Here is a 26,921-nt window from a genome sequence, read left to right as displayed (position 1 = left end):
GGAAGCTAAGCCTTGTTGCGCCGATGGTACTGCATGCGGGAGTGTGTGGGAGAGTAGGACGCCGCCGAACAGTTTTTGAGCCGGGTTCCCTGAATTCATTTCAGGGAACCCGGCTTTTTTGCGTGGCCTTACAGCCGCCCGGCTGACTTGAGTGCCAGATAGGAGTCGGCGAGGACGGGTGCCAGCGTGTCGGGTGTCGCGTCGACGACGAGTGCACCGTGGCTGCGAAGGCGCTCCGCCGTGTGTCTGCGCTCCGCCTGTGTGCGGGCAGCCGACGCGGCCTCGTAGACGGCGTCCACTGTGCCCCGCGATGCCGCCATCTCCTCGATGCGGGGATCGGCGATCGCGGCGACGAGAACCGTGTGGCGCCTGGTCAGCTGAGGAAGAACGGGGAGCAGCTGCTCTTCCACGGCTGCGGCCTCCAGTCCTGTCAGCAGGACCACGAGGGATCGGCGACGCGCGAAGTGCAGGGCCGTGGCGGCCATCCCGCGGGTGTCGGACTCGACAAGCGCCGGCTCGATGGGAGCCATCGCCTCGACGAAGGCCGGGAGCACGTCACGTGCAGTGCGGCCGCGGACGGTGGCTCGGGCGCGTCGGTCGTAGGCGAGCAGGTCGACCTGGTCGCCCGCGCGGGAGGCGAGGGCGGTGAGCAGCAGGGCCGCGTCCATCGCCGCGTCGAGCCGGGGCGCGTCGCCCACCCGGCCCGCGGAGGTGCGGCCGGTGTCGAGCACGATGAGGACGCGGCGGTCCCGCTCCGGTCGCCAGGTACGGACCGCCACCGTCGTCTGCCGGGCGGTTGCCCTCCAGTCGATGGAGCGGGTGTCGTCTCCCGGGACGTACTCACGGAGGCTGTCGAATTCGGTTCCCTCACCCCTGGTGAGGATGCTGGTGCGCCCGTCGAGTTCGCGGAGCCGGGCCGTCTTCGCGGGCAGGTGCTTGCGGCTGGTGAAGGCGGGCAGCACCCGCAGCGTCCACGGGACCTCGTGGCTTCCCTGGCGGGCTGCGAGTCCGAGCGGGCCGTGGGAGCGGACGGTGACGCGTGCGGCCCGCCGATCGCCCCGGCGGACCGGATGAAGGGGTGTGGTGAGCCGGTGCCGTTCGCCCGGCGCGAGGGTCAGCCGGTGGCGGGAGGCGGCGATGCCGTCGCCGTCGGGCCAGCTGCTCGGCGGCCATGCGTCGCGGACCAGCGCGCGCAGGGGGCGGCGCGACGGATTACCGAGGACGAGGTCCACGTGCGCGCGTTCGCCCAGTCGAACTGAGGTATCACCGGAACGGGTGAACTGGAGCTTTCGTACTGGCGCGGCGAGCAGGAGGTCGTAAAGGATTGCCAGCAGCAGGGGGAGTTCCACGGCGAGCAGTCCGGTCCAGCTGGGTAGCAGCAGGCCGACCAGCAGTGCGCCGAGAGCGGCGATGAGGGCGGTGCGTCCGGTGAGTGCCATGGGTTTTCGGGCTCGTCAATCCGTTGGTGGAGGCTCAGCGGGGGACGGGGACTTGGGCAAGGATCGAGCTGATCACACTGTCGGAGGTCACGCCCTCCATCTCCGCTTCCGGCCGGAGCTGGAGGCGATGGCGGAGTGTCGGCAGTGCGAGGGCCTTCACGTCGTCGGGGATCACATAGTCGCGTCCGGTGAGCCAGGCCCAGGCGCGTGCGGTGGAGAGCAGGGCGGTAGCGCCTCGGGGAGAGACACCGAGGGAGAGCGAGGGGGATTCGCGGGTGGCACGGCAGATATCGACGACGTAGCCGGTGATCTCGGGGGAGACGGAGGTCGTGCCGACAGCTGCTCGGGCTGCGTCGAGTTCGGCCGCTCCGGTGACGGGCCGCACACCGGCGGCGGCCAGATCCCGGGGGTCGAATCCCTCTGAGTGACGGGTCAGGACGCCGATCTCGTCCGCGCGGCTCGGCAGCGGGATGTTCAGCTTCAGCAGGAAGCGGTCGAGCTGGGCCTCCGGGAGGGGATAGGTGCCCTCGTACTCCACGGGATTCTGGGTGGCCGCGACAAGGAAGGGTTGCGGGAGCATTCGCGGGGTGCCGTCGACGGAGACCTGACGCTCCTCCATCGCTTCGAGCAGTGACGCCTGAGTCTTCGGGGGAGTGCGGTTGATCTCGTCGGCGAGCAGCAGATTGGTGAAGACAGGGCCGGGCTGGAAGGAGAACTCCGATGTGCGGGCGTCGTAGACCAGTGATCCGGTGACGTCGCTGGGCATCAGGTCGGGTGTGAACTGCACACGCTTGGTGTCGAGCGCGAGGGCCGCGGCCAGCGCGCGGATGAGCAGGGTCTTGGCGACGCCGGGTACTCCTTCCAGGAGCACGTGGCCACGGCAGAGGAGGGCGACGACGAGGCCGGTGACGGCCGCGTCCTGGCCGACGACGGCCTTGGAGATCTCGGTGCGCAGGGCCTCTAGGGCGCTGCGGGCGCTGTCGGCGGAGGGGGCGCTCACGAGGTGCGGTCCTTGTCTGTCGGTACTGCGGCGTCTGTCGGTGTCGCGGTCGGGGTGATGCGTCGTTCCAGCAGGTCGAGTTCGTCCGCCAGCCGGATGAGCGACGCGTCGTCGTCGGGAGGTGGACCGAAGAGCAGGGCGCGGACGTGGACGGCGTCATCCGGCATCCCGGTGCCGTCGCCCCGGCGGAGATGGGCGGTGAGGGCCTGCGGGAGGTCTTCCGGGGAGTCCGCTCGGGCCGCGGGCACACCCACCAGCGGAGCGAGCCGCGAGCGGCTGGCACCGCGCAGGGCCTGCGCCGCGCGGTCTCGTGCGTTCGCCTTCCGGTAGAGGCGGGCGCGGCCCTCGGTGGCTTCGGAGGCGCGCACCACGACGGGCAGCCGTTCGGGGACCAGCGGTCCGAGTCGGCGTGCGCGCCACAGTGCCGTCAGCAGGGCGGCGAAGGCGAGCTGGTACATCCCCCAGGACCAGCCGTCCGGCACCAGTTCGAAGAAGCTGCTGTCGCCCTCCGCGGCGGCGTCGGAGAGGGAGGGGAGGTACCAGACGAGATGCGGGCGGGAACCGAGCAGTTGCAGGGTGAGCGAGGCGTTGCCGCGCTCGTCGAGGCTGTCGTTGTAGAGCGGGTCGGGCGCGCCGAGAAGGACCGTGTCACCGGCGTCACCGCCGTGGGCGTCCGTGTCAGCGCCGCTGGCCGCGGGCAGGCGGACCAGGGTGGGCAGTCCGTCGCGCGGATAGCAGGCGTCGGGGCGCCCCCCGGGCAGGTGGTAGCGCAGCCCGCCGAGGTCGGCGTCGCCCGCGCGTGCGGCCGTGGGCAGCTCGCAGTCGGGCGAGGTGGGCTGGACGTCGACGGGGAGGCCGTCCACGCGTGCGCCGGGCGCGAAGGTGTTCAGCGTGGCCGGGCCGGGTGCGAGAAGGACGGTGCGACCGCCCCGCCCGGCGTCCCGCAGAGCCGCCTGCTGCTTCGAGGTCAGGGCTTCGGGGCGGGTGACGAGGAGCGTGGTGTCCGGGCCCGCCGCTGCCGCGGCTTCCGCCGTGGTGGTGACCACGGTGGTGTCCACGCCCTGGCCGGCCAGCAGTTCCGCGGTGGCGCGACTGCCGTAGCGGTCCGCGGAGCGTGGGTCGAGGGCACCGTGGTGCTCGCCGGAGCGGACGGCGGCGATGATCACCCCGGCCAGGGCGAGGACGGCGGCGGCGAGCAGCAGCCCGCGGGTCCGTGTCCAGAGCTGCCCGGCGGTCGGGGAGGTGGAGGTGGAGGTGGAAGGAGGGAGAGTCAACGGCGGGCTCCGTGCGGGCCGGCACCGGCGGGTGTGGTGGCGGGTGCGGTGGCGGCGCCGAAGTCGGGCCGGGCGGTCAGCAGCGCTTCGTCCAGGTCCCGCATGCGGGCGTACCCGGCGGCGTCCGTCGGCCTGCCCGCGTACGTCACCTCGTCGAAGGCCCGCGCGGCGGCGTGCAGCGCCGCCGCGTGTCCTGGCAGCGGCAGACCGGCCTCGGTGGCCGCCTCGTCGGCGGTCCGGCCCGGGCGGGGATCGAGCAGCGCACGTTCTTCCAGGGAGCGGACGATGGCGCGCATCCGTTCCTGGAGAGCCTCGCTCCAGCGGCTGTCGGCCGCATGCGCCTCGGCGGCCGCGCGGTGCTCAGCGGCGCTGCGCGGGCCGTCTGTGAAGAGGGAGCCGCGATCGCCGCCGGGCGCGGGCCGTGGTGAGCCCAGCCGCATCCAGAGCGCGAGGAGGAGCAGCAGCACGGCGACCAGGATGACGGCGAGTCCGACGACCCCGCCGGGGGAGGCATCCGCGGCGGAGTTGAGCAGCTTTCCGAGGTGTTCCCAGAGCCAGTCCAGGATCCGTTGCAGCAGTCCCGGATCGTCCTGGTGGTACGCGGGCTTGGAGAGTTCGTCCTCCGCCGCGTCGCGGGCCGGTTCACGCGGGATGGTCACCGGCCCGTCCTCCGCGGGCAGCCGACCCCCCGTCATCCGTTCAGAAGCGGTCGTCTCACCCCGGTCGGGGGCCGAGTGCCCTGGCACCGCCGCCTCCTTCCGTTCTCGTCGGTCGCCGACGCTCCGCGTCGGCTCCCTCCTCTGCCTCGGACCCGACGGCACCAGACCGCTCGTCCTGACCCCCACCGGGGTGAGACAACAGCTTCTCAGCTCCCCGGCGCGGGGTGTGGGGAGGACGCCGGGGTGCCGTCACCCGTGCCCGCTGCGCGGGCCAGTTCGAGATCGAGTGCCTCGCGCCGGATCCGCTGGTCCATGTAGAGGAGCGCGGTGATGCCCGCGCTGAGCGGGAGGGTGACGGTGGAGGCGATGACGGCACCGATACCGAGGATGATCAGGTAAGTCCAGGAGACGGAGAACTCCGGGCCGGACAGAACGCTGTCCACGCCGTCTCCCTCGACGAGCCCGGCCACCAGCGAGGCCGGGATCTGCACGATGAAGCCGACGACGGTCACCAGCAGCACCGCCAGGATCTGGATGCCGAAGATCCGCCACCAGCTCTTGGTGACGAGTTTCGCCGACCGGCGCAGCGCCCCGGTCACGGTCTGCTTCTCCAGCATCAGGGCGGGCGCGGCGAGGCAGTAGCGGACCCACAGCCAGACACCGGCCACCAGACCCACCAGGCCGCCGAGCACGGCCAGCAGGCTCCCGGCCGTCGGGGCGCCAGCGAGGGCGATGACGAGGCCGGGAGCGAGACCGACGGCGAAGGCCCCGACAACGATCAGCAGGACGAGCAGGGTCAGTCCGAGCAGCCTCGGCAGCTGCGGCCGGGATTCCCGCCATGCCTCGCCGAGTGTGATGGCGCGGCCCAGTACGGCCCGGCTGACCACGATGGTGAGCATGGCGGTGGCCACCACGGTGCCGACGAGGGTGGCCAGCAGCTCGACTCCGGCGCTGCTGGCGGTGCCCTGCAGCGCGTCCGTCAGTTCCTCGGTGCTGGGGTTGGGGTCGTCCTGCAGCGCCTCCAGACCGCTGTTGTTCCGCAGCCAGATGCCCGTGGCCGCCGTGGAGGCGATCTGGATCATGATGGCGACGCCGAGTGCGATACCGAGCGCCGTGCGCCAGTGATCTCGGGCGCTGGAGACCGCGCCGTCGAGTATCTCGCCCACTGCGAGCGGGCGCAGCGGGATGACACCGGGCTGTGCAACGGGCGGTTGGTTCCAGGCGTGGTTCCACTGGTTCCAGCCCGGCGGTCCGGGCTGCCCCGGGGGCGGTGGCGGTGGAGGCGCGGCTCCCCAGCCCGGTCCCCCGCCGGCGGGTGGCTGCTGGGGCGCCCAGTTGCGCGGTGGCTGTGCCTGGGGCGCCTGCGGGCCCTGCTGCGGGGCGGGGCCGGGCCGCCCCTCGCTGCCGTCGGCCGGATCGGACGGGTTGGATCCGGGCGAAGCCCAGCCCGGAGAGTCGCTCATCGTTCTCCTACTCCTTCGCCTGGTTGTCAGAGCATGTCGGGATGGCCTGGGCCACCCGGCAGACTCTGAGCCATCGTGCCACGGAGGCCCGCGGTGCGGGGCGCGGCCTGCGGCCTGATGGTGCCCTCCGTGACCTCTGAGTGGCTTCTGGCGGAGCCTGCTGCGCGCTGGAGCCCGCGGGCGGAATTGCGGGCAGACTGTGCGGATGGCTGATCAGGACCTTCCCGTAGTGCGTTGGCAGGAGCCGCCGGCGGGGCCCGCGGTGGTGCTTCTCGACCAGACGCGGCTCCCGTTCGAGGAAGTCGAGCTGGCGTGTACGGAGGTGCCCGCGCTGGTGGGGGCCATCCGGCGGCTCTCGGTGCGCGGCGCGCCGCTGCTGGGCATCGTGGGCGCGTACGGCGTCGCGCTCGCTGCGGCCCGGGGCGCCGACGTACCGGCGGCGGCCGAGCTGCTCGCGGAGGCGCGGCCCACTGCCGTCAATCTGGCCTACGGAGTGCGGCGGGCCGAGCGCGCCCACCGTGCGGCGGCTGACGGCGGGGCGGGGCCGGAGGGCGCGGCGGCGGCAGCGCTGGCCGAGGCGCGGGAACTGCACGAGGAGGACGCGCGGGCGAGCGCCTCGATGGCGGAGCACGGGCGGTCCCTGCTGGCAGGACTGTTCCCCGGCGGCGGTCTCCGCATCCTCACGCACTGCAACACGGGGCGGCTGGTCTCCGGTGGCGAGGGCACCGCCCTGGCGGTCGTGCTGGCCGTCCACCGCGCCGGGGCGCTGCGGCGGCTGTGGGTGGACGAGACGCGCCCGCTGCTTCAGGGCGCCCGGCTGACGGCGTACGAGGCGGCTGGGCACGGCATGCCGTACAGCGTGCTGACGGACAACGCAGCGGGCTCGCTGTTCGCGGCGGGTGAGGTGGACGCGGTGCTGATCGGTGCGGACCGGATCGCGGCGGACGGCTCGGTGGCCAACAAGGTGGGCAGCTATCCGCTGGCGGTGCTCGCCCGCTACCACCGGGTGCCCTTTCTGGTGGTGGCACCGGCGACGACGGTCGATCCCGAGGCGGCGGACGGTTCGGCCATCGTGGTGGAGCAGCGGCCCGCGCGGGAGGTGACGGAGTCGGCGGCGGGCGTGCGGGCGGCCCCGGCGGGCGCCGAGGCGTACAACCCGGCGTTCGACGTGACTCCTCCGGAGCTGGTGACGGCGCTTGTCACGGAGCACGGAGCGGTGTCCCCGGCCGAGCGGGACAGCATGGCCCAATTGTGTTCCATGTCACGATCGGGAGAGCTGCGATCGGGTAATGGGATGATGGACTCATGAAGGGACGCGTCCTTGTCGTCGACGACGACACCGCACTGGCAGAGATGCTTGGCATCGTGCTGCGCGGCGAAGGCTTTGAACCGTCGTTCGTCTCGGACGGAGACAAGGCGCTCGCCGCCTTCCGCGAGACCAAACCCGACCTTGTGCTGCTCGATTTGATGCTGCCAGGGCGGGATGGCATAGAGGTGTGCCGATTGATCAGGGCGGAGTCCGGGGTGCCGGTGGTCATGCTGACCGCCAAGACGGACACCGTGGATGTGGTGGTCGGGCTGGAGTCCGGCACGGACGACTACATCGTCAAACCGTTCAAACCCAAGGAGCTGGTCGCCCGTATCCGGGCCCGGCTGAGGAGGTCCGAGGAGCCGGCGCCGGAGCAGCTGGCCATCGGTGACCTGGTGATCGACGTCGCCGGTCACTCGGTGAAGCGGGAGGGCCAGTCGATCGCGCTGACCCCGCTGGAGTTCGATCTGCTGGTGGCGCTCGCCCGCAAACCGTGGCAGGTCTTCACGCGTGAGGTACTCCTGGAGCAGGTGTGGGGCTATCGCCACGCGGCGGACACACGGTTGGTGAACGTGCACGTCCAGCGGCTGCGGTCGAAGGTGGAGCGGGATCCGGAGCGGCCGGAGATCGTGGTCACCGTTCGCGGCGTGGGGTACAAGGCTGGACCTGGCTGACATGTCCGGCAGTGGCGGTGCCTCCCCGCGTAAGGACGGGGACGGCACTGGGGGCCAGCCGCGCGAGTCCTCGAGGCTCGGGCGGCTGAAGCCCGCTGCCGGATTCTTCTCCGACGGGCTGCTGCCCGAGGGCGCCACGGGGACCCGTGCGCATCCCGTCTTCCGGATGTTCGTGCGCCTGGTGCGGCGTCCGCTGCTGCCCGCTATGCGGCTGTGGCGCCGCAACCTGCAGCTGAGGGTCGTCGCGGCCACTCTGCTGATGTCGCTCGGAGTGGTCCTGCTGCTGGGCATAGTCGTCACCGGCCAGGTGCGGAACGGTCTGCTCGAGGCGAAGGAGCAGACCGCGCAGAGTCAGGCGAAGGGCGGTTTCGCGTTCGCCCAGCAAGCCGCCGACAAGGACAACCGCCGAGGCTCGGGGGAGGGCGAGACAGCCGCCCCGAACAGCAGCGCCCAGTCCGCCGGGACGTGGCTGAACAGCCTGATGGAGCAGCTGGCCAGCGGCGGGCAGGGCGTCTACTCGGTCGTCGTGCTCAGCTCCGAGCGGGACGAGATCCCCATCCTGGGCAACGCCGACGCGCGGCTGAAGGGCTCGCGCGCCACCGGCGACATCCTCCCGGAGGAGACCATCCCGGCGGACGTGCGCGAGGCGATGGACAAGCAGCACGGCACCTTTCAGCGGTACGCGGATCTGCACCGCAAGAGCGGCGGCACCGAGCCCGGACTGATCGTCGGCAAGCGGGTCACGGACGCCAGCGGCAATCCGTACCAGCTCTACTACGTCTTCCCCTTCAGCCAGGAGGAGGAGACGCTCAGCCTGGTCAAGGGCACGCTGGTCACCGCGGGCGTCTTCGTGGTGGTGCTGCTGGGCGCCATCGCCTGGCTGGTGGTCCGGCAGGTCGTCACACCGGTACGGATGGCCGCCGGGATCTCCGAGCGGCTCGCCGCCGGCCGTCTCCAGGAGCGGATGAAGGTCACCGGCGAGGACGACATCGCGCGGCTCGGCGAGGCGTTCAACAAGATGGCGCAGAACCTCCAGGTGAAGATCCAGCAGCTGGAGGGCCTCTCCCGGATGCAGCGGCGTTTCGTCTCCGACGTCTCGCACGAACTGCGCACCCCGCTGACGACGGTCCGGATGGCGGCCGACGTGATCCACGCGGGCCGTGCCGACTTCGACGCCGCGACCGCGCGCTCCGCCGAACTGCTGCTCGGGCAGCTGGACCGCTTCGAGTCGCTGCTGGGTGACCTGCTGGAGATCAGCCGGTTCGACGCGGGCGCCGCAGCGCTGGAGGCCGATCCGACCGATCTGCGTGATGTGGTCCGGCGGGTGGTGGACGGCTGCGAGCCGCTCGCCGAGCGCAAGGGCAGCCGAGTGATCATCTTCGGCGACGCGGAGCCGGTCGTGGCCGAGGCGGACGGGCGCCGTATCGAGCGGGTGCTGCGCAATCTCCTCGACAACGCCATCGAGCACGGCGAGGGCCGTGACGTGATCATCCGGCTCGCCTCGGGCGGCGGCGCGGTCGCCGTGGCCGTACGGGACTACGGGGTCGGCCTGAAGCCGGGCGAGGTCAACCGGGTCTTCAACCGCTTCTGGCGCGCGGACCCCGCACGGGCCCGTACGACCGGCGGCTCCGGACTGGGCCTCTCGATCGCCGTCGAGGACGCAAGACTGCACGGCGGCTCGCTGCACGCGTGGGGGGAGCCGGGCGGCGGATCCCAGTTCCGGCTCACGCTGCCCAGCACGGTCGGCGAGACGCTGCGCGGCTCCCCGATCCCGCTGGAGCCCGCCGACTCGCGCCGGAAGCGCGATGTGGACGGTGCGCTGCCCGCTCACACCCGGGTCCCGGCGGGTGCGACTGAGGCACGGACGACTGAGGCACGGACGACTGCGGCACCTGGTGCCGGCCAAGACAAGGGAAGGGGCCCCGGCGATGCGCGCTGAACGCCGTCGAACGGCCGGAGTGCTGCTGATGGCCGGCGTACTGCTGCTGTCCGGCTGCGCGTCGATGCCCTCCGGCGGGAAGGTCGACCGCGTCGACTCCTCGCACCGGACCGAAGGCGAGTCCCGTGTGCGTGTCTTCGGGGTGAGCCCGCAGAAGGGCGAGGGACCGCAGGAGATCGTCCGCGGCTTCCTGGAGGCGACGACGAGCGACGAGCCGCGGTACGCGACCGCCAGCGAGTACCTCACCGAGGAGGCCGCGAAGAAGTGGGACCCGTTTCAGCGGACCACGGTGGTCACCGCAGGGCCCAATCCGGGAGCCTCGCAGCGGGACGGCGGTGAGGGGCGCGGCTACACGGTCGAGGTGGGTGGCCGCCGTACGGCCATCGTCGACAGCAAGCACAGCTACGACTCGGAGGACGGTGACTACGACGAGCGGTTCCACCTGACCAAGCTCAAGGAGGGGTGGCGGATCGACAAGCTGCCGGACGGCGTCATCCTCAGCGAGTCCGACTTCGAGCGCATCTACCGTTCCGTCAACGTCTACTACTACGCGCGACTGGGAGCGGACGCCGAGGCGGTGTCGCGGGGCGAGGACGTGCTGGTGGCCGACCCGGTCTATGTGCGCGGCCGGATCGACCCGGTGACCGAGACGGTGGAGGCGCTGATCGAAGGGCCGACGGACTGGCTCGAACCGGTGGTCACCTCCGCGTTCCCGGCGGGCACCGAGCTCGCGGGCAAGGACAAGCAGCACCTCTCGCTCGACGATTCGGGACGGCTGACGGTGCGGCTCAACGCGCGGGGCGCGCGGGCCTCACGGCCGCAGTGCGCACGGATGGCGGCGCAGGTGCTCCACTCCGTCCAGTCCCAGGGCTCCGCCACGGTGAGCCGGGTGGCGCTGGAGGGCCCCGGTGGAGACGACCTGTGCGAGCTCTCGCAGGAGGCGGCGGAGTCCTACGCGCCGGGCAAGCTCAACGGGCGGGGCGCCCGGCAGTACTTCATCGACGGCGAGCACCGTGTCGCCGCGCTGACCTCCACCAGCGAGGACACCAAGGTGGTCGAAGGCGCGCTGGGCAGCGGGAAGGTCGAGATGGGCTCAGTCGCGGTGAGCCGGGACGAGCGGCAGGGCGCCGCCGTCTCGCTCAACGGCCGCTCGCTCTACGTCGCCCCGCTCGAAGACGGCGGAGAGCTCGGCAAAGCGGTGCTGCACAGCGAGGCCAGCCAGGAGAAGGACCGGCTGACCGCACCGAGCTGGGACGGGCTCGGCGATCTGTGGATCGCGGACCGCGACCCCGGGAACCCGCGGCTGCTGCGGGTGCGCGGCGGCAAGGAGAAGCCGGAGGAGGTCGACGTCCCGGGCCTGAGCAAGGGCGAACGTGTCGAGTCGCTGAAAATCTCCTCGGACGGTGTGCGCATCGCGGTGCGGGTGCGGGAGCCGGACGGCCGCAGGTCGCTGCATCTCGGCCGCGTCGAGCGGTGGGGCTCCCCGGACGATCCGCAGATCGAGATCGCCGCACTGCAGGCCGCCGCACCCCAGTTCGAGGACGTGATCGCCACCTCCTGGGCTGGTGACAGCCAGCTGGTGGTGGTCGGGCGGGAGACCGAGAGCGTGCAGCAGCTCCAGTACGTCGGCACGGACGGTTCGACGACCAACCAGCCGACGCTGCCCGGCATCAACGACGTGACGGGTGTGGCGGCGTCCGAGGACGAGGGGAGACCCCTGCTGGCGGAGTCGGCGTACGGGATCGTGCGGCTGCCGCCGGACGAGAACTGGAAGACGCTGACGGACAAGGGCACCGCGCCCGTCTATCCGGGGTGACGACCTGAGCCGCACCCTGTCGCGGGTGAGGTCGTCAATGTCCGGAGTTGTCCACAGCTATGGCGGTCCCGGTGCGCTGCTGGGACAGTGGAGGCATGGGAGCGCTGTGGCGGGAGCTGACGGATCTGGTGCTTCCCGCGGGCTGCGCCGGATGCGGAGTTCCGCGCGCCGGGTCGCCCCTGTGTGAGGACTGCCGCGGCAGGCTCGGCGAGGCGGAGGCATGGCGTGTGCGCCCCTCCCCGGCGCCGTCCGGGCTGCCCCCGGTCCACGCGGCGGTCGGTTACGCGGACGAGGTGCGGGCCGTGCTGCTGGCCCACAAGGAGCGCGGGGCGCTGCGGCTCGCGGCGCCGCTGGGCGGGCTGCTGGCGCGCGCGGTGCGTGCCGCCGTCGGTGGCCGTGCGGACGGCGCAGCTCCGGTGACGCTCGTGCCCGTGCCCTCGGCACGCCGGGCGGTGGCAGGGCGTGGCCACGACCCGGTGCGGCGGATCGCGCTGGCCGCCGCCGGGCAGCTGCGGCGCGGCGGAACGCCCACCCGGGTGCTGACGGCGCTGCGGCAACGCCGCCCGGTGGCGGACCAGTCGGGGCTGGCGGCGGGGCAGCGCCTGCGGAATCTCGACGGTGCTCTGGAGGCGGTACCGGGTTCCGGAACGCCGCTGGCAGCGGCGGAGGTGGTGCTGGTTGACGACTTGATGACGACGGGAGCCTCGCTGGCGGAAGCGGCGCGTGCCGTCGACGCGGTGGCGGGGCGCAGACCGGTGGCAGCGGTGATCGCGGTGCGTTCCCGGCGCTGACCGTGCGTTTCCGGTGCCGGGCGGCAGCCCGCCGGAACTCGCGCAGATCACGGCTCGTTACGGGTGGTACCGGAGATCGAGTGCCTTGAATGGAGGTACGTCCGGGTAGGGGGTGCCCAGCATCCCCGACTGGAGGTACGTTCGAGTGGGGTGACGATCTTCCGCTTGGGGGAGGAGGAGGTGAAAGCCGCAACCCGACGTTATGCCGGAAGTCGCTTGTGGTTCACCGCAAGCCTCCGGCGTCAGTGCACAACGGATGCGTTCCGCTCGAACGCGCGGAGCGCTCCGGGAACGGAGTTCTGCGTGGACATCGTCGTCAAGGGCCGAAAGACAGAGGTACCGGACAGGTTCCGCAAGCACGTGGCCGAGAAACTGGAGAAGATCCAGAAGCTCGACGGCAAGGTGATCAACCTCGATGTCGAGGTCTCCAAGGAACACAACCCCCGGCAGGCCGACCGCTCCGACAGGGTGGAGATCACTCTGCGCACGCGAGGGCCCGTCATCCGGGCAGAGGCCGCGGCGTCCGATCCCTACGCGGCGCTGGATCTGGCGGCCGGCAAGCTGGAGGCGCGGCTGCGCAAGCAGCACGACAAGCGCCGGGTGCACCGCGCGGGTGGCCGCGCGCCGGTAAGCGTGGCGGCGGCGACCGCCCACCTGGCAGCGGAACTCAACGGCGAACTGGACGCGGCCGCCGCGAAGGCCGAGCCTTCGGACTCCGGACGGCCGGCGATCACCAAGGTGGGACCGCTGGAGGTGCAGGGCGAGGGGCCCCTCGTGGTCCGCGAGAAGACCCACGCGGCCGCCCCCATGACTCTCGACCAGGCGCTCTACGAGATGGAGCTGGTAGGTCATGACTTCTATCTGTTCGTTGACTCCGAGAACAAACAGCCGAGCGTCGTCTACCGGCGGCACGGATACGACTACGGCGTGATCCATCTGGAACAGGACCCCTTCGCGGAGCAGGCGCCCCCCGGCGCGGGCGGTGCCCTCGGAGGATGACCGGCGCGATCGCGCCCCCGGCCGGGTCCTGGGCCCGGTCGGGGGCGCGGGCATGGAATCATGGCCTCACCGCCAACCGGCGCCGTGCGCGGTCCGGTTGCCGCGGCACAGCCTGCTGGGGGAGGAACGATGGCGGACAGCTTCGGGCCCGTGATGCCCGTGCCCGGGACCGGAGAGGATCCGTCGGGGCACGCGTCCGGTGCGTGCGATCCGGTCAAGGAGCCCATTCGGGTGCTCGTCGTGGACGATCACGCGCTGTTCCGGCGCGGGCTGGAGATCGTGCTGGCGCAGGAGGAGGACATCCAGGTCATCGGCGAGGCGGGGGACGGCGCCGAAGCGGTCGACAAGGCCGCTGACCTGCTGCCCGACATCGTGCTGATGGATGTGCGGATGCCCAAGCGCGGCGGCATCGAGGCGTGCACCTCCATCAAGGAGGTCGCACCCAGCGCGAAGATCATCATGCTGACGATCAGCGATGAGGAAGCGGATCTCTACGACGCGATCAAGGCGGGCGCAACCGGCTATCTGCTCAAGGAGATCTCCACGGACGAGGTCTCCACGGCGATCAGAGCCGTCGCCGACGGCCAGTCCCAGATCAGCCCCTCGATGGCGGCGAAGCTGCTCACCGAGTTCAAGTCCATGATCCAGCGCACGGACGAGAGCAAGCTCGTCCCCGCTCCCCGGCTGACCGAGCGGGAGCTGGAGGTGCTGAAGCTGGTCGCCACCGGGATGAACAACCGCGACATCGCCAAAGAGCTCTTCATCAGCGAGAACACCGTGAAGAACCACGTCCGCAACATCCTGGAGAAGCTTCAGCTGCACTCCCGGATGGAGGCCGTGGTCTACGCGATGCGGGAGAAGATCCTCGAAATCCGGTGACCCCGGCTCCGGCCGCGAGCCGGTGTCAGTCCGCCGCGGAGTCCAGGGCGCGCCCGATCTCCGCGGCCAGCGGTTCCCGCAGCTCCGCCGCCGTCACCCGCTCCAGCCGCACCTGGGTGCAGCCCGTCCAGGAGGCCGCCCCGGCGAGCGCCCGGGCCATGGGCTGCACGGCACCCGGACCGCTCAGGGAGAGCTGGCGGGCCACGAGGGTCGTGCCCTCACGGGCCGGATCGACGCGCCCCCGCAGCTTCCCGCCCGCGAGCAGCGGCATCGCGAAATAGCCGTGCACCCGCTTCGGCCTGGGCACATACGCCTCCAACCGGTGCGTGAAGCCGAATATCCGCTGAGTGCGCGGCCGGTCCCAGACCAGCGAGTCGAAGGGCGAGAGCAGCGTCGTACGGTGGTGGCCGCGGGCGGGAGTCGCGAGGGCTGCCGGATCGGCCCAGGCGGGACGCCCCCAGCCCGCCACCTCCACCGGAACAAGCCCCGAATCGCCCAGGACCGAGACCACCTGCTCCCTCTTCAGACGGTGATAATCGGCCAGATCCGCCTCGGTGGCGACGCCCATCGCGGCGCCCGCCTGGGCCACCAGCCGGCGCACACACTCCCGGTCGCCGAGGTCGTCGTGCAGCAGGTCGTCCGGGATCGCGCGCTCCGTCAGGTCGTACACCCGCTTCCAGCCGCGCCGCTCGGTGCACACCACCTCACCGGTGTCCAGCAGCCACTCCACCGCGATCTTCGTCTCGGACCAGTCGAACCACTCGCCGCCGTTCTTCCCGCCGCCCAGCTCCGTGGTGGTCAGCGGGCCCTCCGCCTTGAGGCGGTCCCGCACCACGGCGCAGGCGCCCTCCCGGTCCGCCAGCTGGTGCCAGCGGTGACCCCGCGCCCGCATCGCGCGCCGCCGGAAGGCGAAGTGCGGCCACTCCTCGACCGGCAGGATGCAGGCCGCGTGCGACCAGTACTCGAACGAGCGACCGCCGCTCCAGTACGCCGACTCCACCGCCGCCCGGCCCACCGGGCCGAGCCGTGCGTAGGCGACCAGCTCGTGCGAGCGGGCCAGCACCGAGATGGTGTCCAGCTGCACCGCGCCCAGGCGCCGGAGCACCCCGCGCACCCCTGCCCGGCGATCGGGCCGGGCCTGTCCTAGCAGCCCCTGGGCGCGCAGGGCGATACGGCGGGCCTCATCGGCGGAGAGAGAGAACTCGGGTTTCATACCCGACACCGTAGGCGCCGCCGCTGACAATCCCCCGGGATCGAGGCGGAAAAGCAGAAGGATCCGTTCGGGCCGGGAGCTCACGACCTGGGGCACGGCAGCCGGTGCACCAGGTCGTCAGCCCGGAAAGTAGGGCGTCTGCATCGGCCGGCCCCAGTCCGAGGGCAGCAGCGCTCCCACCCAGGCGTCATGCCGGGCCCCCCGGTGCACGATCCGCGCCCGCTGCACCCCCTCCATGACGAAGCCCAGCTTGCGTGCGACCGCCCGCGATCCCGCGTTGCCCGCCATCGCGACCCACTCCATCCGATCCACTCCCAGCGCGGCGAACGCCCAGTCGATCACCGCGCGGGCGGCCTCGTCCGTGTACCCCTGGCCGCGCTGCTCCCGCACGGCCCAGAAGCCCAGCTCGGCCTGCCTCTCGGCGGTGCGCAGCACGGCGATCCTGACCAGTCCCATGGAGCCGGCCAGCTCGCCTTCGCGGGTGAAGAATCCGAAGTTGTACATGGTGTCGTCGCGCCAGCCCGCCGGGCTGGTGTGACGCACGAATTCCTCCGCGTGCTCGCGCTCGTACGGGTCGGGCACGGGTATCCAGCGTGGGATCTCCGGATCCTGACAGGCGGCGTACACGGCCTCCTCGTCGCCCTCCTCGAAGGGGCGCAGCAAAAGGCGCGGGGTGCTGAGAGTGGTCGGCTCCATGCCGTCCATTCTCCCGCTCCGGCCCGGCACCTTCCGGATGTCCGGCACGTTGGGGGTACAGAGGCCATCTCCCCTGTCTTACGATGGCCGGTGCGGCGGGGGCCCACTCCGCTGCGCCCGTGCACCAAACCGTGCCAGGCCCGACCGGCAAGGAGTCACCCTACGTGTCCGTCTTCGGCAAGCTCATGCGCGCAGGTGAAGGAAAAATCCTGCGCAAGCTGGACCGCATCGCGCGGCAGGTGAATTCCATCGAAGAGGATTTTGTCGACCTCTCCGACGCTGAGTTGAGGGCTCTCACCGATGAGTACAAGGACCGGTACGCCAAGGGTGAGACCCTGGACGACCTGATGCCGGAGGCCTTCGCGACGGTCCGGGAGGCCGCCAAGCGCGTCCTCGGCCAGCGTCACTACAACGTGCAGGTCCAGGGCGGCGCGGCGCTGCACCTCGGCTATGTCGCCGAGATGAAGACCGGTGAGGGCAAGACCCTGGTCAGCACGCTGCCCGCCTATCTGAACGCCATCTCCGGCGACGGCGTGCACATCATCACGGTCAACGACTACCTCGCCGAGCGTGACTCCGAGTGGATGGGCCGGGTGCACCGCTTCCTCGGCCTCTCGGTGGGCTGCATCCTCGCCAACATGACGCCGGCGCAGCGCCGCGAGCAGTACCACAGCGACATCACCTACGGCACGAACAACGAGTTCGGCTTCGACTACCTCCGCGACAACATGGCCTGGTCGCAGGACGAGCTGGTCCAGCGCGGGCACAACTTCGCGATCGTCGACGAGGTCGACTCCATCCTCGTCGACGAGGCGCGTACGCCGCTGATCATCTCCGGCCCGGCCGACCAGGCAACCAAGTGGTACGGCGACTTCGCCAAGCTGGTGAAGCGGCTGGAGAAGGGCGAGCCCGGCGACACCCGCCTGCAGAAGCCGGAGACCGGCGACTACGAGATCGAAGAGAAGAAGCGCACGGTCGCCATCCACGAGGCCGGGGTCGCCAAGGTCGAGGACTGGCTGGGCATCGACAACCTCTACGAATCGGTGAACACCCCTCTCGTGGGCTACCTGAACAACGCCATCAAGGCGAAGGAGCTCTACAAGAAGGACAAGGACTACGTCGTCATCGACGGCGAAGTCATGATCGTCGACGAGCACACCGGCCGTATCCTCGCCGGCCGCCGGTACAACGAGGGCATGCACCAGGCCATCGAGGCGAAGGAGGAGGTGGACATCAAGGACGAGAACCAGACGCTCGCCACGATCACCCTCCAGAACTTCTTCCGTCTCTACGGCAAGCTCTCCGGCATGACCGGTACGGCGATGACCGAGGCCGCCGAGTTCCACCAGATCTACAAGCTCGGTGTGGTCCCGATCCCGACGCACCGCCCGCTCGCCCGTGCCGACAAGGCCGACCTGATCTACCGCACCGAGGTCGCGAAGTTCGACGCCGTCGTGGACGACATCGCGGAGAAGTTCGAGAAGGGCCAGCCCGTCCTGGTCGGCACCACCTCGGTCGAGAAGTCCGAGTACCTCTCCAAGCAGCTGAACAAGCGCGGCGTGCGGCATGAGGTGCTCAACGCCAAGCAGCACGACAGGGAGGCGGCGATCGTCGCCCAGGCGGGCCGCAAGGGCTCCGTCACGGTCGCGACGAACATGGCCGGCCGTGGCACGGACATCAAGCTCGGCGGCAATCCGGACGACATCGCGGAGCGGGAGCTGCGGACCAAGGGGCTGGACCCGGTCGAGCACGTGGAGGAGTGGGCGGCGGCGCTGCCCGCCGCGCTGGAGCGTGCGGAGAAGGCGGTCGAGACCGAGTTCGCGGAGGTCAAGGACCTCGGCGGGCTGTATGTCCTGGGCACCGAGCGGCACGAGTCGCGGCGGATCGACAACCAGCTGCGCGGCCGTTCCGGACGCCAGGGCGACCCGGGCGAGTCCCGCTTCTACCTCTCGCTGGGCGATGACCTGATGCGGTTGTTCAAGGCGCAGATGGTCGAGCGGGTGATGGCCATGGCCAACGTCCCCGACGACGTGCCGATCGAGAACAAGATGGTGACCCGTGCCATCGCGTCCGCCCAGTCTCAGGTGGAGCAGCAGAACTTCGAGATCCGGAAGAACGTCCTCAAGTACGACGAGGTGCTCAACCGGCAGCGTGAGGTCATCTACGGCGAGCGCCGCCGGGTGCTGAAGGGCGAGGACCTGCAGGAGCAGGTGCTGCACTTCATGGACGACACGATCGACGCCTATGTCCAGGCGGAGACGGTCGAGGGCTTCGCCGAGGAGTGGGACCTCGACCGGCTGTGGGCGGCCTTCAAGCAGCTCTACCCGGTCGAGGTGACCGTCGAAGAGCTGGAGGACGCGGCCGGCGAGCGGGAGGGCATCACCGCCGACTTCATCATCGAGTCCATCAAGGACGACGTCCACGATCAGTACGAGAAGCGCGAGCAGCAGCTCGGCTCGGAGATCATGCGCGAGCTGGAGCGCCGCGTCGTCCTCTCGGTGCTCGACCGGAAGTGGCGCGAGCACCTCTACGAGATGGATTACCTGCAGGAGGGCATCGGCCTGCGTGCCATGGCCCAGAAGGACCCGCTGGTCGAGTACCAGCGGGAGGGCTTCGACATGTTCCAGGCCATGATGGAGGGCATCAAGGAGGAGTCCGTCGGCTACCTGTTCAATCTGGAGGTCCAGGTCGAGCAGCAGGTCGAGGAGGTGCCGGTGCAGGACGAGGCGGCCGGGCCCTCGCTGGAGAAGGAGCCGCGGGAGGCAGTGGCGGCCGGAGCCGCGCCCGCCATCCGCGCGAAGGGGCTGGACGCCCCGCAGCGTCCGGACAGGCTGCACTTCTCCGCCCCCACCGCCGAGGGCGGTGTCGTGGAAGGCGAGCTGGCCACGGCGGACGCACCCGCGGAGGACAGCACGGATGCCGCGGAGGAGGCGGACGCCTCCTCCGACGGCGGTCCGGTGCGCTCCCAGGCCGACGGGATGACGCGTGCGGAGCGCCGGCGCAAGGCCCAGAAGGGCCGCCGCAGGAAGAAGTGACACGGCGCGCCCGGCGGCGCCCGTGAATCATCACCGGGCCGGGCCTGCCACCTCCTCAGCGGGGTGCGGGCCCGGCCCGTCGTCGTTCCCGGACGGCCCGCGGGCCGTCCAGCTCGAAGGCCGCACAGCGCCAGCGGTGGTCCTCGCAGAGTTCGAGGCGGAAGGCCAGCGCCTGCCTCCGGCCGTCCGTGACGATCCGCGCGTACGCCTCGACGACGCCCGAGCGGGGCTGCTGCGCGCCGACCGCCACGACCTCCGGCGTGCTGCGGTCCGCCCCGCGAGGCCGCAGGGGTGCCCGTGGCGCGACCCGGGTCAGTTCGTCGAACGCCTCGCGCCGTACGTGCCCGAGGAGCGTGTGGGCGGGGCGCTGCCCGCTGAGCACGAGCAGCAGCTGCTGGGCGAACCAGTGGTGCGGCCGGGCCTCGCGCCTGCGCTGTACGGCGCTGCCCACCGCCGATTCGGTGGGCCGGGCGCGCCGGGGCTCGGGACGGCGCGTGTCCCGGCGGCCCGGCGGTCCGGTGCGTGAGGGCGCACGAGGTGGCCCCTGACCAGGAGCGCGCGCCTCCCGGGTCTCCCTGAGCTGCCGTGCCTCCCGGCGCTGCGGCGCGCTCCCGCGTGCCGCAGCGCCCTCTGGCGGCAACGCGGACGGTGTCTGTGCGCTGGTGCTGGTCATGGCTCCCCCGCTCCCGGCCGCCCCGGTCGCGGCAGTTGGATACCGGGCAGTAGCTTTTGGGACGGTTGTAGCGGGCGGCCCCGTCGACCGCAACGAGCGGGGGCTTGCCGGGTGGCGTCAAGGCAATTCACCCGTCCAGGGCATCGTGGCGTCCGTGATGACGCGCATCGGCGGTGAGCTGCGGTTTCTCGCCGGTCCGTGAGAAGCCCGGGTGCTCCGGCGGGCCGTATGCTGGCGGATCAGTCGGTACGGCGATACACGAAAGCGGCAGCCATGCGTGTCTATGTCCCCCTGACCCTTCCCGCACTCGCCGAGGCACACCGGGCGGGTGAGCTGGGAGCGGGCATGATCGAGGCGTACGCAGTCACTCCCGGACTGAGGGAGTGGTATCTCTCCGAGCACGTCGAGGAGCTGGAGTACGCGGCGCTCAGCCGGGCGGCCCAGGCGTCCCTGCGCCTCCTCGCGGGCGAGCCGGACGCGGCACGTCGGCGGGTGGTGCTCGCCGTCGAGGCGCCGGAGGGCACGGCGGTCGCCGATCCGGAGCGCGGGCTGGATCCGGCGGCGCTCGGTGAGGTCCGGATCGCCGGTCCCGTGGCGCTGACCGAGGCAGCGGCCGTGCACGTCGACGCCGAGGAGGCCGCGGCGGACGTCGCCGCCGCGGCCGACGCGCTGGGGGCGGCGGACCAGGGCGACGAGGACGCGCAGTTCACCGTGGAGGGCGCGGAGGCGCACGAACTGCTGTGGTTCGCCGTGCAGGAGGTCCCCGGCCTGATCGGCTGAGTCCTTCCTCGCCGGAGCCCCCACCGGAAGACTGCTGTCCGGCTGTCAGACCCGGCGCGTACGGTCGGAGGATGGAACAGCGGAACGGGAGGGCCGGAGGCGCGCCGGCCAGCGCACGCACCGGCATCACGCACATCGTCTGGGACTGGAACGGCACGCTGCTGCACGACGTCCACGCGGTGCTGGAGGCGACGAACGCCTCCTTCGCCGAGCTGGGCCTGCCCTCGATCACGCTGGAGCGGTACCGGGAGCTGTACTGCGTGCCGGTCCCGCGCTTCTACGAGCGGCTGATGGGCCGGACTCCCACCGAGGAGGAGTGGGAGGCGTTGGACAGCTCCTTCCATCGCCACTACTGGCAGCGTTGCGACGGCGTGGCGCTCACGGACGGCGCAGCGGAGCTGCTCGCCGAGCGCCGGCGGGAGGGCCACACCCAGTCCCTGTGCTCGCTGGCTCCGCACGATCTGCTGGTCCCGCTCGTGCGCACGCACGGGATCGACGGGCACTTCCTGCGGGTGGACGGCGCGCTCGGGCCGTCCGGCGGTGGCAAGGCGGATCAGATGGCGCGGCACCTGTCGGCGCTCCAGGAGGTCGATCGGGCTCGCACGGTCGTCGTGGGGGACGCCGTGGACGACGCGCTGGCCGCCGCGCACGCCGGGGTGGGTGCGGTGCTCTACACCGGCGGTTCGCACAGCCGGGCCAGCCTGGCCACGGCCGGTGTCCCCGTGGTGGACACGCTGCTCGACGCCGTAGAGGTGGCCGAGGCGATGGCCTCGGGTCGCCGTCGGCTTACGGCCTCCCCCGCGGCAGGGCGTGGGGGCGCAGGGGAGGCCGTTGTCCCGTAGCCGCTCGCCGGCCCGTCGGGCACGGGTCCGGCCCCCCGCGCCAGGCAGATGTCCCGCCGGTGTCCTGCCTGTCCAGAGCGTCCAACTTCACAACCGGGTTTGTACACATAAGCCCATGACGGATCCGCCCAGAAGGGTAATCTTACGCGCGTGATCAGCGCTATAGCCATCGAAGGCCCTCAGGCCCTCACCCGTGCTCCCAGCGCGACAGCGCTCGGGCTGCCGCTGTTCATCCCCGTGGCATAACGTCGGTATGGCGCGGGCACCCCGCGCCATGACGTGTTGCCCGCCGAACCGAACGTCGCGCAAAGGCGCGCGGCAGGGAGCCAGAGGACATGCAGACCAAGCTGGACGAAGCAAAGGCCGAGCGGCTCGTGGAAGCCGCCCGGGTATCCGAGCAGAGCCCGCTCGCGGGCCATCCGGCCCAGGGTCCCGGGGCGGGGTCGCTCGGGGACGAAGCGCTCGCCATGTACCTCCAGCGCTACTACCTGCACACCGCGCCCGAGGACCTCACCGACCGTGACCCGGTCGACATCCTCGGCGCCGCCCTCGCCCACCACCGTCTTGCGCAGGAACGCCCCCAGGGCACGGCGAACGTCCGCGTCTACACCCCCACCGTCGACGAGAACGGCTGGACCTGCAGTCATACGGTCGTGGAGGTCGTCACCGACGACATGCCCTTCCTCGTCGACTCGGTGACCAACGAGCTCTCCCGGCAGGGCCGCGGCATCCACGCCGTCATCCACCCGCAGATCACCGTCCGCCGGGATGTGACCGGCAAGCTGCTGGAGGTGCTCGACACCGGCCGCGACACCCGCCTCCGCGCCGGTCTCGGCGCGGAGGCCGAGGAGCTGCCGCACGACGCGGTCACCGAATCATGGATCCACGTCGAGATCGACCGCGAGACGGACCGGGAGGACCTCAAGCAGATCAACGGCGATCTTCTGCGCGTCCTCTCCGATGTCCGCGAAGCGGTCGAGGACTGGTCGAAGATGCGCGAGGCGGCTCTGCGCATCGCCGCGGAACTGCCCTCGGAGCCCACCGCCGACGACGTACGCGACCTGGAGATCGAGGAGGCCAGGGAGCTGCTGGAGTGGCTCGCCGACGACCACTTCACCTTCCTGGGGTACCGCGAGTACGAGCTGGAGATCGACAAGACCAACGGCGAGGAGGAGCTGCTGCTCAGCGCCGTCCCCGGCACCGGGCTGGGCGTCCTGCGCTCCGACCCCCGGCACACGGACTCCGAGGGGCACCCGGTCTCGCCGTCCTTCAACAGGCTGCCCGCCGATGCCCGGGCGAAGGCGCGTGAGCACAAGCAGCTGGTACTGACCAAGGCCAACAGCCGGTCCACGGTGCACCGGCGTTCGTATCTCGACTACGTCGGTGTGAAGAAGTTCGACGCCGACGGGAATGTCGTCGGTGAGCGGCGCTTCCTGGGGCTGTTCTCCTCCTCGGCCTACACCGAGTCGGTCCGCCGGGTCCCCGTCATCCGCCGGAAGGTGGCCGAGGTGCTCTCCTCGGCCGGTTTCACACCGGACAGCCACGACGGGCGCGACCTGCTGCAGATTCTGGAGACCTACCCGCGCGACGAGCTGTTCCAGACTCCGGTCGAGCAGCTGCGCAACATCGTCACCTCGGTGCTCTACCTGCAGGAACGCCGCAAGCTGCGGCTGTACCTGCGCCAGGACGAGTACGGCCGGTACTACTCCGCGCTCGTCTACCTCCCCCGGGACCGCTACACCACGGGCGTGCGGCTGCGCCTCGTCGATATCCTCACCGAGGAACTGGGCGGCACCAGTGTCGACTTCACCGCCTGGAACACCGAGTCGATCCTCTCCCGGCTGCACTTCGTCATCCGTGTCAAACCCGGCAGCCGGCTTCCCCGGCTGACGGACGCGGAGACCGAGCGGATCGAGTCCCGCCTCGCCGAGGCCGCCCGCTCCTGGGCCGACGGCTTCAACGAGGCGCTTCTCGCCGAGTGCGGCGAGGAGCAGGCCGCCGAGCTGAGCCACCGCTACGCCCACGCCTTCCCCGAGGGTTACAAGGCCGACTTCCCCCCGCGCGCCGCCGTCGCCGACCTGCAGTACCTCCAGCGGCTCTCCACCGAGGGGGACTTCGCCCTCAGCCTGTACGAGCCGGTGGGTGCGGCGGCGGGCGAGCGCCGGTTCAAGATCTACCGCACCGGTCAGCCGGTCTCCCTCTCCGCGGTCCTGCCCATCCTGCAGGCCCTGGGTGTCGAGGTCATCGACGAGCGGCCGTACGAACTGCGCTGCGCCGACCGCAGCAAGGCGTGGATCTACGACTTCGGGCTGCGTATGCCCACCACCCAGACGAAGGAGTTCGGCGACGACGCCCGCGACCGCTTCCAGGAGGCGTTCTCCGCCGTCTGGTACGGCCGGGCGGAGAACGACGGCTTCAACAGCCTGGTGTTCTCGGCCGGGCTCGGCTGGCGGCAGGCGATGGTGCTGCGCGCCTACGCCAAGTACCTGCGGCAGGCGGGCGCGACCTTCAGCCAGGACTACATGGAGGACACCCTCCGCCGGAACGTCCACACCACCCGGCTGCTGGTCAACCTCTTCGAGGCCCGGATGTCCCCGGAGCGCGCCTCCGCCGGACACGAGCTGACCGACGGCCTGCTGGAGGAGCTGGAGGGCGCGCTCGACCAGGTCGCCAGCCTGGACGAGGACCGCATCCTGCGGGCCTTCCTGACGGTCATCAAGGCGACGCTGCGCACCAACTACTTCCAGTCCGACAGCCTCGGCGAGCCGCACGGTTACGTGTCGATGAAGCTGGACCCGCAGCGCATCCCCGAACTGCCCGCCCCTCGCCCGGCGTACGAGATCTGGGTCTACTCCCCGCGCGTCGAGGGCGTCCACCTGCGCTTCGGCAAGGTGGCGCGCGGCGGCCTGCGCTGGTCCGACCGCCGGGAGGACTTCCGTACGGAGATCCTGGGCCTGGTCAAGGCGCAGGAGGTGAAGAACACCGTCATCGTGCCGGTCGGCGCCAAGGGCGGCTTCGTCGGCAAGCGGCTCCCCGACCCGTCCGTGGACCGGGACGCCTGGCAGGCCGAGGGCATCGCCTGCTACCGGACGTTCATCTCGGGCCTGCTGGACATCACCGACAACCTCGTCGGCGGCGAGGTGGCACACCCCACCGACGTGGTGCGGCACGACGGCTCCGACACCTACCTGGTCGTCGCCGCGGACAAGGGCACCGCGAAGTTCTCCGACATCGCCAACGAGGTGGCGGTCGCGTACGGCTACTGGCTCGGTGACGCGTTCGCCTCCGGCGGCTCGGCGGGCTACGACCACAAGGGCATGGGCATCACCGCGCGCGGCGCCTGGGAATCGGTCGCACGGCACTTCCGCGAGCTGGGTCACAACACCCAGACCGAGGACTTCACCGTCGTCGGGGTCGGCGACATGTCGGGTGACGTCTTCGGCAACGGCATGCTGCTCTCCGAGCACATCCGGCTGGTGGCCGCCTTCGACCACCGGCACATCTTCCTCGACCCGAACCCGGACGCGGCCACTTCGTACGCCGAGCGCCGCCGCGTCTTCGAGCTGCCCCGCTCCTCCTGGGCGGACTACGACACGCAGTTGCTGTCGGCGGGCGGCGGCATCCACCCGCGCAGCGCGAAGTCCGTACCGATCACCCCGCAGGTGCGGGCGGCGCTCGGCATCGACGCCGGAGTCACCAAGATGACCCCGGCAGAGCTGCTGAAGGCAATCCTGAGCGCCGAGGTCGACCTGCTGTGGAACGGCGGCATCGGCACGTACGTCAAGGCGTCCACCGAGACGCACGCCGACGTGGGGGACAAGGCGAACGACTCCATCCGGGTGGACGGAAGGGATCTGCGGGTCAAGGTCGTCGGCGAGGGCGGCAACCTGGGCATGACCCAGCTGGGCCGCATCGAGTTCGCCACCAGGGGCGGCAGGCTCAACACCGACGCGATCGACAACAGCGCGGGCGTGGACACCTCCGACCACGAGGTGAACATCAAGATCCTGCTCAACCAGGTCGTGACGAACGGCGACATGACCGTCAAGCAGCGCAACACGCTGCTGGCCGAGATGACCGACGAGGTCGGCGCGCTGGTCCTGCGCAGCAACTACGCGCAGAACGCCGCGCTGAGCAACTCCATGGAGCAGGCGGCGAGTCTCCTCCAGGCCAACCAGCGCCACATGCGGAGGCTGAGCAAGGAGGGCAAGCTCGACCGGGGCCTGGAGTTCCTGCCGAGCGACAAGCAGATCCGCGAGCGGCTGGCGAGCGGCCAGGGCCTGACCCAGCCGGAGCTGGCGGTCATGCTCGCCTACACCAAGATCACGCTGACCGAGGAGCTCGTCGAGGGCACCCTGCCCGACGACCCGTACCTCGAGCGGCTGCTGCACGCCTACTTCCCGAAGCCGCTGCTGGAGCGCTTCACCGCCGAGGTGGACACCCACCCGCTGCGCCGCGAGATCATCACGACGGTGCTGGTCAACGACACAGTGAACACCGGCGGTTCGACCTTCCTGCACCGGATGAAGGAGGAGACCGGAGCCTCCACGGAGGAGATCGTCCGGGCGCATACCGCGGCCCGCGACATCTACGGACTCGGTGCCATCTGGGACGAGGTCGAGGCGCTCGACAACGTCGTGCCCGCCGGGACGCAGACGCGCATGCGGCTGCACTCGCGCCGGCTCGTGGAGCGCGCGGCCCGCTGGCTGCTGAACAACCGGCCGCAGCCGCTGCTGCTCGCCGACACCATCGAGGTGTTCCGCGACCGGGTGGCCGAGGTGTGGGAGGGGCTGCCCAAGCTCCTCAAGGGCGACGACCTCGTCTGGTACGAGAAGATCTACGACGAGCTGGCCGGAGCGGGCGTCCCGGCGGAACTGGCCCGGCGGGTGGCGGGCCTCTCGGCCGCCTTCCCGGCGCTCGACGTCGTCGCGGTCGCGGGCCGTACGGGCAACGACCTGCTGGATGTCGCGGCCGTCTACTACGACCTGGCGGACCGCCTGGCCATCACCCAGCTGCAGGAGCGGGTGGGCGAGCTGCCGCGTGCGGACCGCTGGCAGTCCACGGCACGCGCAGCCATCCGTGAGGACCTCTACGCGGCGCACCAGTTGCTCACGGCCGACGTTTTGGCGGCGGGGAACGGCACACCGACGGCGGAGGACCGGTTCGCCGCATGGGAGGAGAAGAACTCCGCGATCCTCGCACGCGCACGGGCCACGCTGGACGAGATCCACGCCTCGGACACCTTCGACCTGGCCAACCTGTCGGTCGCGATGCGGACGATGCGGACGCTGCTGCGCTCGAACCGCTGAGTCTTCCGAGCCGGCGGGCGCTCTGATCCGGGCGCCCTGATCCGGGCGCCCTGATCGGGTGGACGGGCAGGATGCGGCGGTACGGCCATGGGCCGACTGCCGCATCCTGTCCTCCGTACGGGCCACGGCGG

Annotated in this window: 19 protein-coding genes and 1 rRNA gene; 12 read left to right on the top strand and 8 right to left on the bottom strand. The window is 71.1% G+C overall.

Features of this window, described 5'->3' with window-relative positions; translation table 11 throughout:
• Positions 1-70 (top strand): 5S ribosomal RNA (rrf, locus tag LHJ74_RS34555); the annotation flags it as partial.
• Positions 71-128: 58 nt separating this feature from the next.
• Here rrf and LHJ74_RS15755 read toward each other — a convergent pair.
• From LHJ74_RS15755 to LHJ74_RS15735, 5 genes are all read right to left on the bottom strand, one after another.
• Positions 129-1,439, bottom strand: coding sequence for a DUF58 domain-containing protein (locus tag LHJ74_RS15755; RefSeq protein WP_260218647.1), 1,311 nt, complete (start codon positions 1,437-1,439; stop codon positions 129-131).
• Positions 1,440-1,473: 34 nt separating this feature from the next.
• Positions 1,474-2,439, bottom strand: coding sequence for an AAA family ATPase (locus LHJ74_RS15750; protein ID WP_260218646.1), 966 nt, complete (start codon positions 2,437-2,439; stop codon positions 1,474-1,476).
• Positions 2,436-3,713, bottom strand: coding sequence for a DUF4350 domain-containing protein (locus LHJ74_RS15745; protein WP_260218645.1), 1,278 nt, complete (start codon positions 3,711-3,713; stop codon positions 2,436-2,438). Before LHJ74_RS15745 ends, LHJ74_RS15750 begins: the two co-directional genes overlap by 4 nt.
• Positions 3,710-4,372 carry a DUF4129 domain-containing protein gene (locus LHJ74_RS15740; RefSeq protein WP_375546756.1) on the bottom strand — a complete coding sequence of 221 codons (663 nt, stop codon included), beginning with the start codon at positions 4,370-4,372 and terminating at the stop codon, positions 3,710-3,712. The genes LHJ74_RS15745 and LHJ74_RS15740 overlap by 4 nt, the downstream gene beginning before the upstream one ends.
• A 206-nt stretch (positions 4,373-4,578) precedes the next feature.
• Positions 4,579-5,835, bottom strand: a complete 1,257-nt coding sequence (locus tag LHJ74_RS15735; protein ID WP_260218644.1) for a glycerophosphoryl diester phosphodiesterase membrane domain-containing protein — start codon at positions 5,833-5,835, stop codon at positions 4,579-4,581.
• A 205-nt stretch (positions 5,836-6,040) separates the two neighbouring features.
• Here LHJ74_RS15735 and mtnA point away from each other — a divergent pair, with 205 nt between their 5' ends.
• The 7 genes from mtnA (at position 6,041) to LHJ74_RS15700 (ending at position 14,242) form a co-directional block, all read left to right on the top strand.
• Positions 6,041-7,144: an S-methyl-5-thioribose-1-phosphate isomerase gene (mtnA, locus tag LHJ74_RS15730; protein WP_260218643.1), complete on the top strand. Its 1,104-nt coding sequence runs from the start codon at positions 6,041-6,043 to the stop codon at positions 7,142-7,144.
• Entirely contained in the window at positions 7,141-7,818 is a 678-nt protein-coding gene (gene mtrA / locus LHJ74_RS15725) for a two-component system response regulator MtrA (RefSeq protein WP_260218642.1), read from the top strand. Before mtnA ends, mtrA begins: the two co-directional genes overlap by 4 nt.
• A gap of 1 nt (position 7,819) precedes the next feature.
• The gene (gene mtrB, locus LHJ74_RS15720; protein WP_375546755.1) at positions 7,820-9,757 is read left to right on the top strand and encodes an MtrAB system histidine kinase MtrB; all 1,938 of its coding nucleotides are present in this window, start codon (positions 7,820-7,822) and stop codon (positions 9,755-9,757) included.
• On the top strand, positions 9,747-11,573 hold the full coding sequence (locus LHJ74_RS15715) for an LpqB family beta-propeller domain-containing protein (RefSeq protein ID WP_260218641.1): 1,827 nt from the start codon (positions 9,747-9,749) through the stop codon (positions 11,571-11,573). The genes mtrB and LHJ74_RS15715 overlap by 11 nt, the downstream gene beginning before the upstream one ends.
• 95 nt (positions 11,574-11,668) lie before the next feature.
• Positions 11,669-12,364 carry a ComF family protein gene (locus LHJ74_RS15710; protein WP_260218640.1) on the top strand — a complete coding sequence of 232 codons (696 nt, stop codon included), beginning with the start codon at positions 11,669-11,671 and terminating at the stop codon, positions 12,362-12,364.
• 303 nt (positions 12,365-12,667) lie between these two features.
• On the top strand, positions 12,668-13,363 hold the full coding sequence (hpf, locus tag LHJ74_RS15705; RefSeq protein ID WP_260218639.1) for a ribosome hibernation-promoting factor, HPF/YfiA family: 696 nt from the start codon (positions 12,668-12,670) through the stop codon (positions 13,361-13,363).
• A gap of 129 nt (positions 13,364-13,492) precedes the next feature.
• Entirely contained in the window at positions 13,493-14,242 is a 750-nt protein-coding gene (locus tag LHJ74_RS15700; RefSeq protein ID WP_260218638.1) for a response regulator, read from the top strand.
• Positions 14,243-14,267: 25 nt separating this feature from the next.
• On the opposite strand, the gene LHJ74_RS15695 is transcribed toward LHJ74_RS15700, so the two are convergent.
• Both LHJ74_RS15695 and LHJ74_RS15690 read right to left on the bottom strand, forming a co-directional pair.
• Positions 14,268-15,455, bottom strand: coding sequence for a winged helix-turn-helix domain-containing protein (locus tag LHJ74_RS15695; RefSeq protein ID WP_260218637.1), 1,188 nt, complete (start codon positions 15,453-15,455; stop codon positions 14,268-14,270).
• Positions 15,456-15,572: 117 nt separating this feature from the next.
• Complete coding sequence (locus LHJ74_RS15690) at positions 15,573-16,151, bottom strand: GNAT family N-acetyltransferase (RefSeq protein ID WP_260218636.1); 579 nt, start codon at positions 16,149-16,151, stop codon at positions 15,573-15,575.
• A 164-nt stretch (positions 16,152-16,315) separates the two neighbouring features.
• Between LHJ74_RS15690 and secA the strand changes: the two genes are divergently transcribed.
• The gene (gene secA, locus LHJ74_RS15685) at positions 16,316-19,186 is read left to right on the top strand and encodes a preprotein translocase subunit SecA (protein ID WP_260218635.1); all 2,871 of its coding nucleotides are present in this window, start codon (positions 16,316-16,318) and stop codon (positions 19,184-19,186) included.
• A 55-nt stretch (positions 19,187-19,241) separates the two neighbouring features.
• Here the strand turns inward: secA and LHJ74_RS15680 are convergent, their stop codons facing one another.
• Positions 19,242-19,859: an Rv3235 family protein gene (locus LHJ74_RS15680; protein ID WP_260218634.1), complete on the bottom strand. Its 618-nt coding sequence runs from the start codon at positions 19,857-19,859 to the stop codon at positions 19,242-19,244.
• 273 nt (positions 19,860-20,132) lie between these two features.
• Between LHJ74_RS15680 and LHJ74_RS15675 the strand changes: the two genes are divergently transcribed.
• The 3 genes from LHJ74_RS15675 to LHJ74_RS15665 all read left to right on the top strand — a co-directional run bounded on the left by LHJ74_RS15675 (position 20,133) and on the right by LHJ74_RS15665 (position 26,790).
• Positions 20,133-20,639, top strand: a complete 507-nt coding sequence (locus LHJ74_RS15675) for a DUF6912 family protein (protein ID WP_260218633.1) — start codon at positions 20,133-20,135, stop codon at positions 20,637-20,639.
• Between the two features lie 71 nt (positions 20,640-20,710).
• Positions 20,711-21,481, top strand: a complete 771-nt coding sequence (locus LHJ74_RS15670) for an HAD family hydrolase (protein ID WP_260218632.1) — start codon at positions 20,711-20,713, stop codon at positions 21,479-21,481.
• Between the two features lie 335 nt (positions 21,482-21,816).
• Positions 21,817-26,790 (top strand): NAD-glutamate dehydrogenase, encoded by a 4,974-nt coding sequence (locus LHJ74_RS15665; RefSeq protein ID WP_260218631.1) that lies wholly within the window; start codon positions 21,817-21,819, stop codon positions 26,788-26,790.
• The last annotated feature ends 131 nt before the right edge of the window (positions 26,791-26,921 follow it).

Source organism: Streptomyces gossypii (genome assembly GCF_025165795.1).
Classification (GTDB): Bacteria; Actinomycetota; Actinomycetes; order Streptomycetales; family Streptomycetaceae; genus Streptomyces; species Streptomyces gossypii.
Note: the sequence above shows the minus strand (reverse complement) of the source record. Positions and strands in the feature narration are given on the sequence as shown.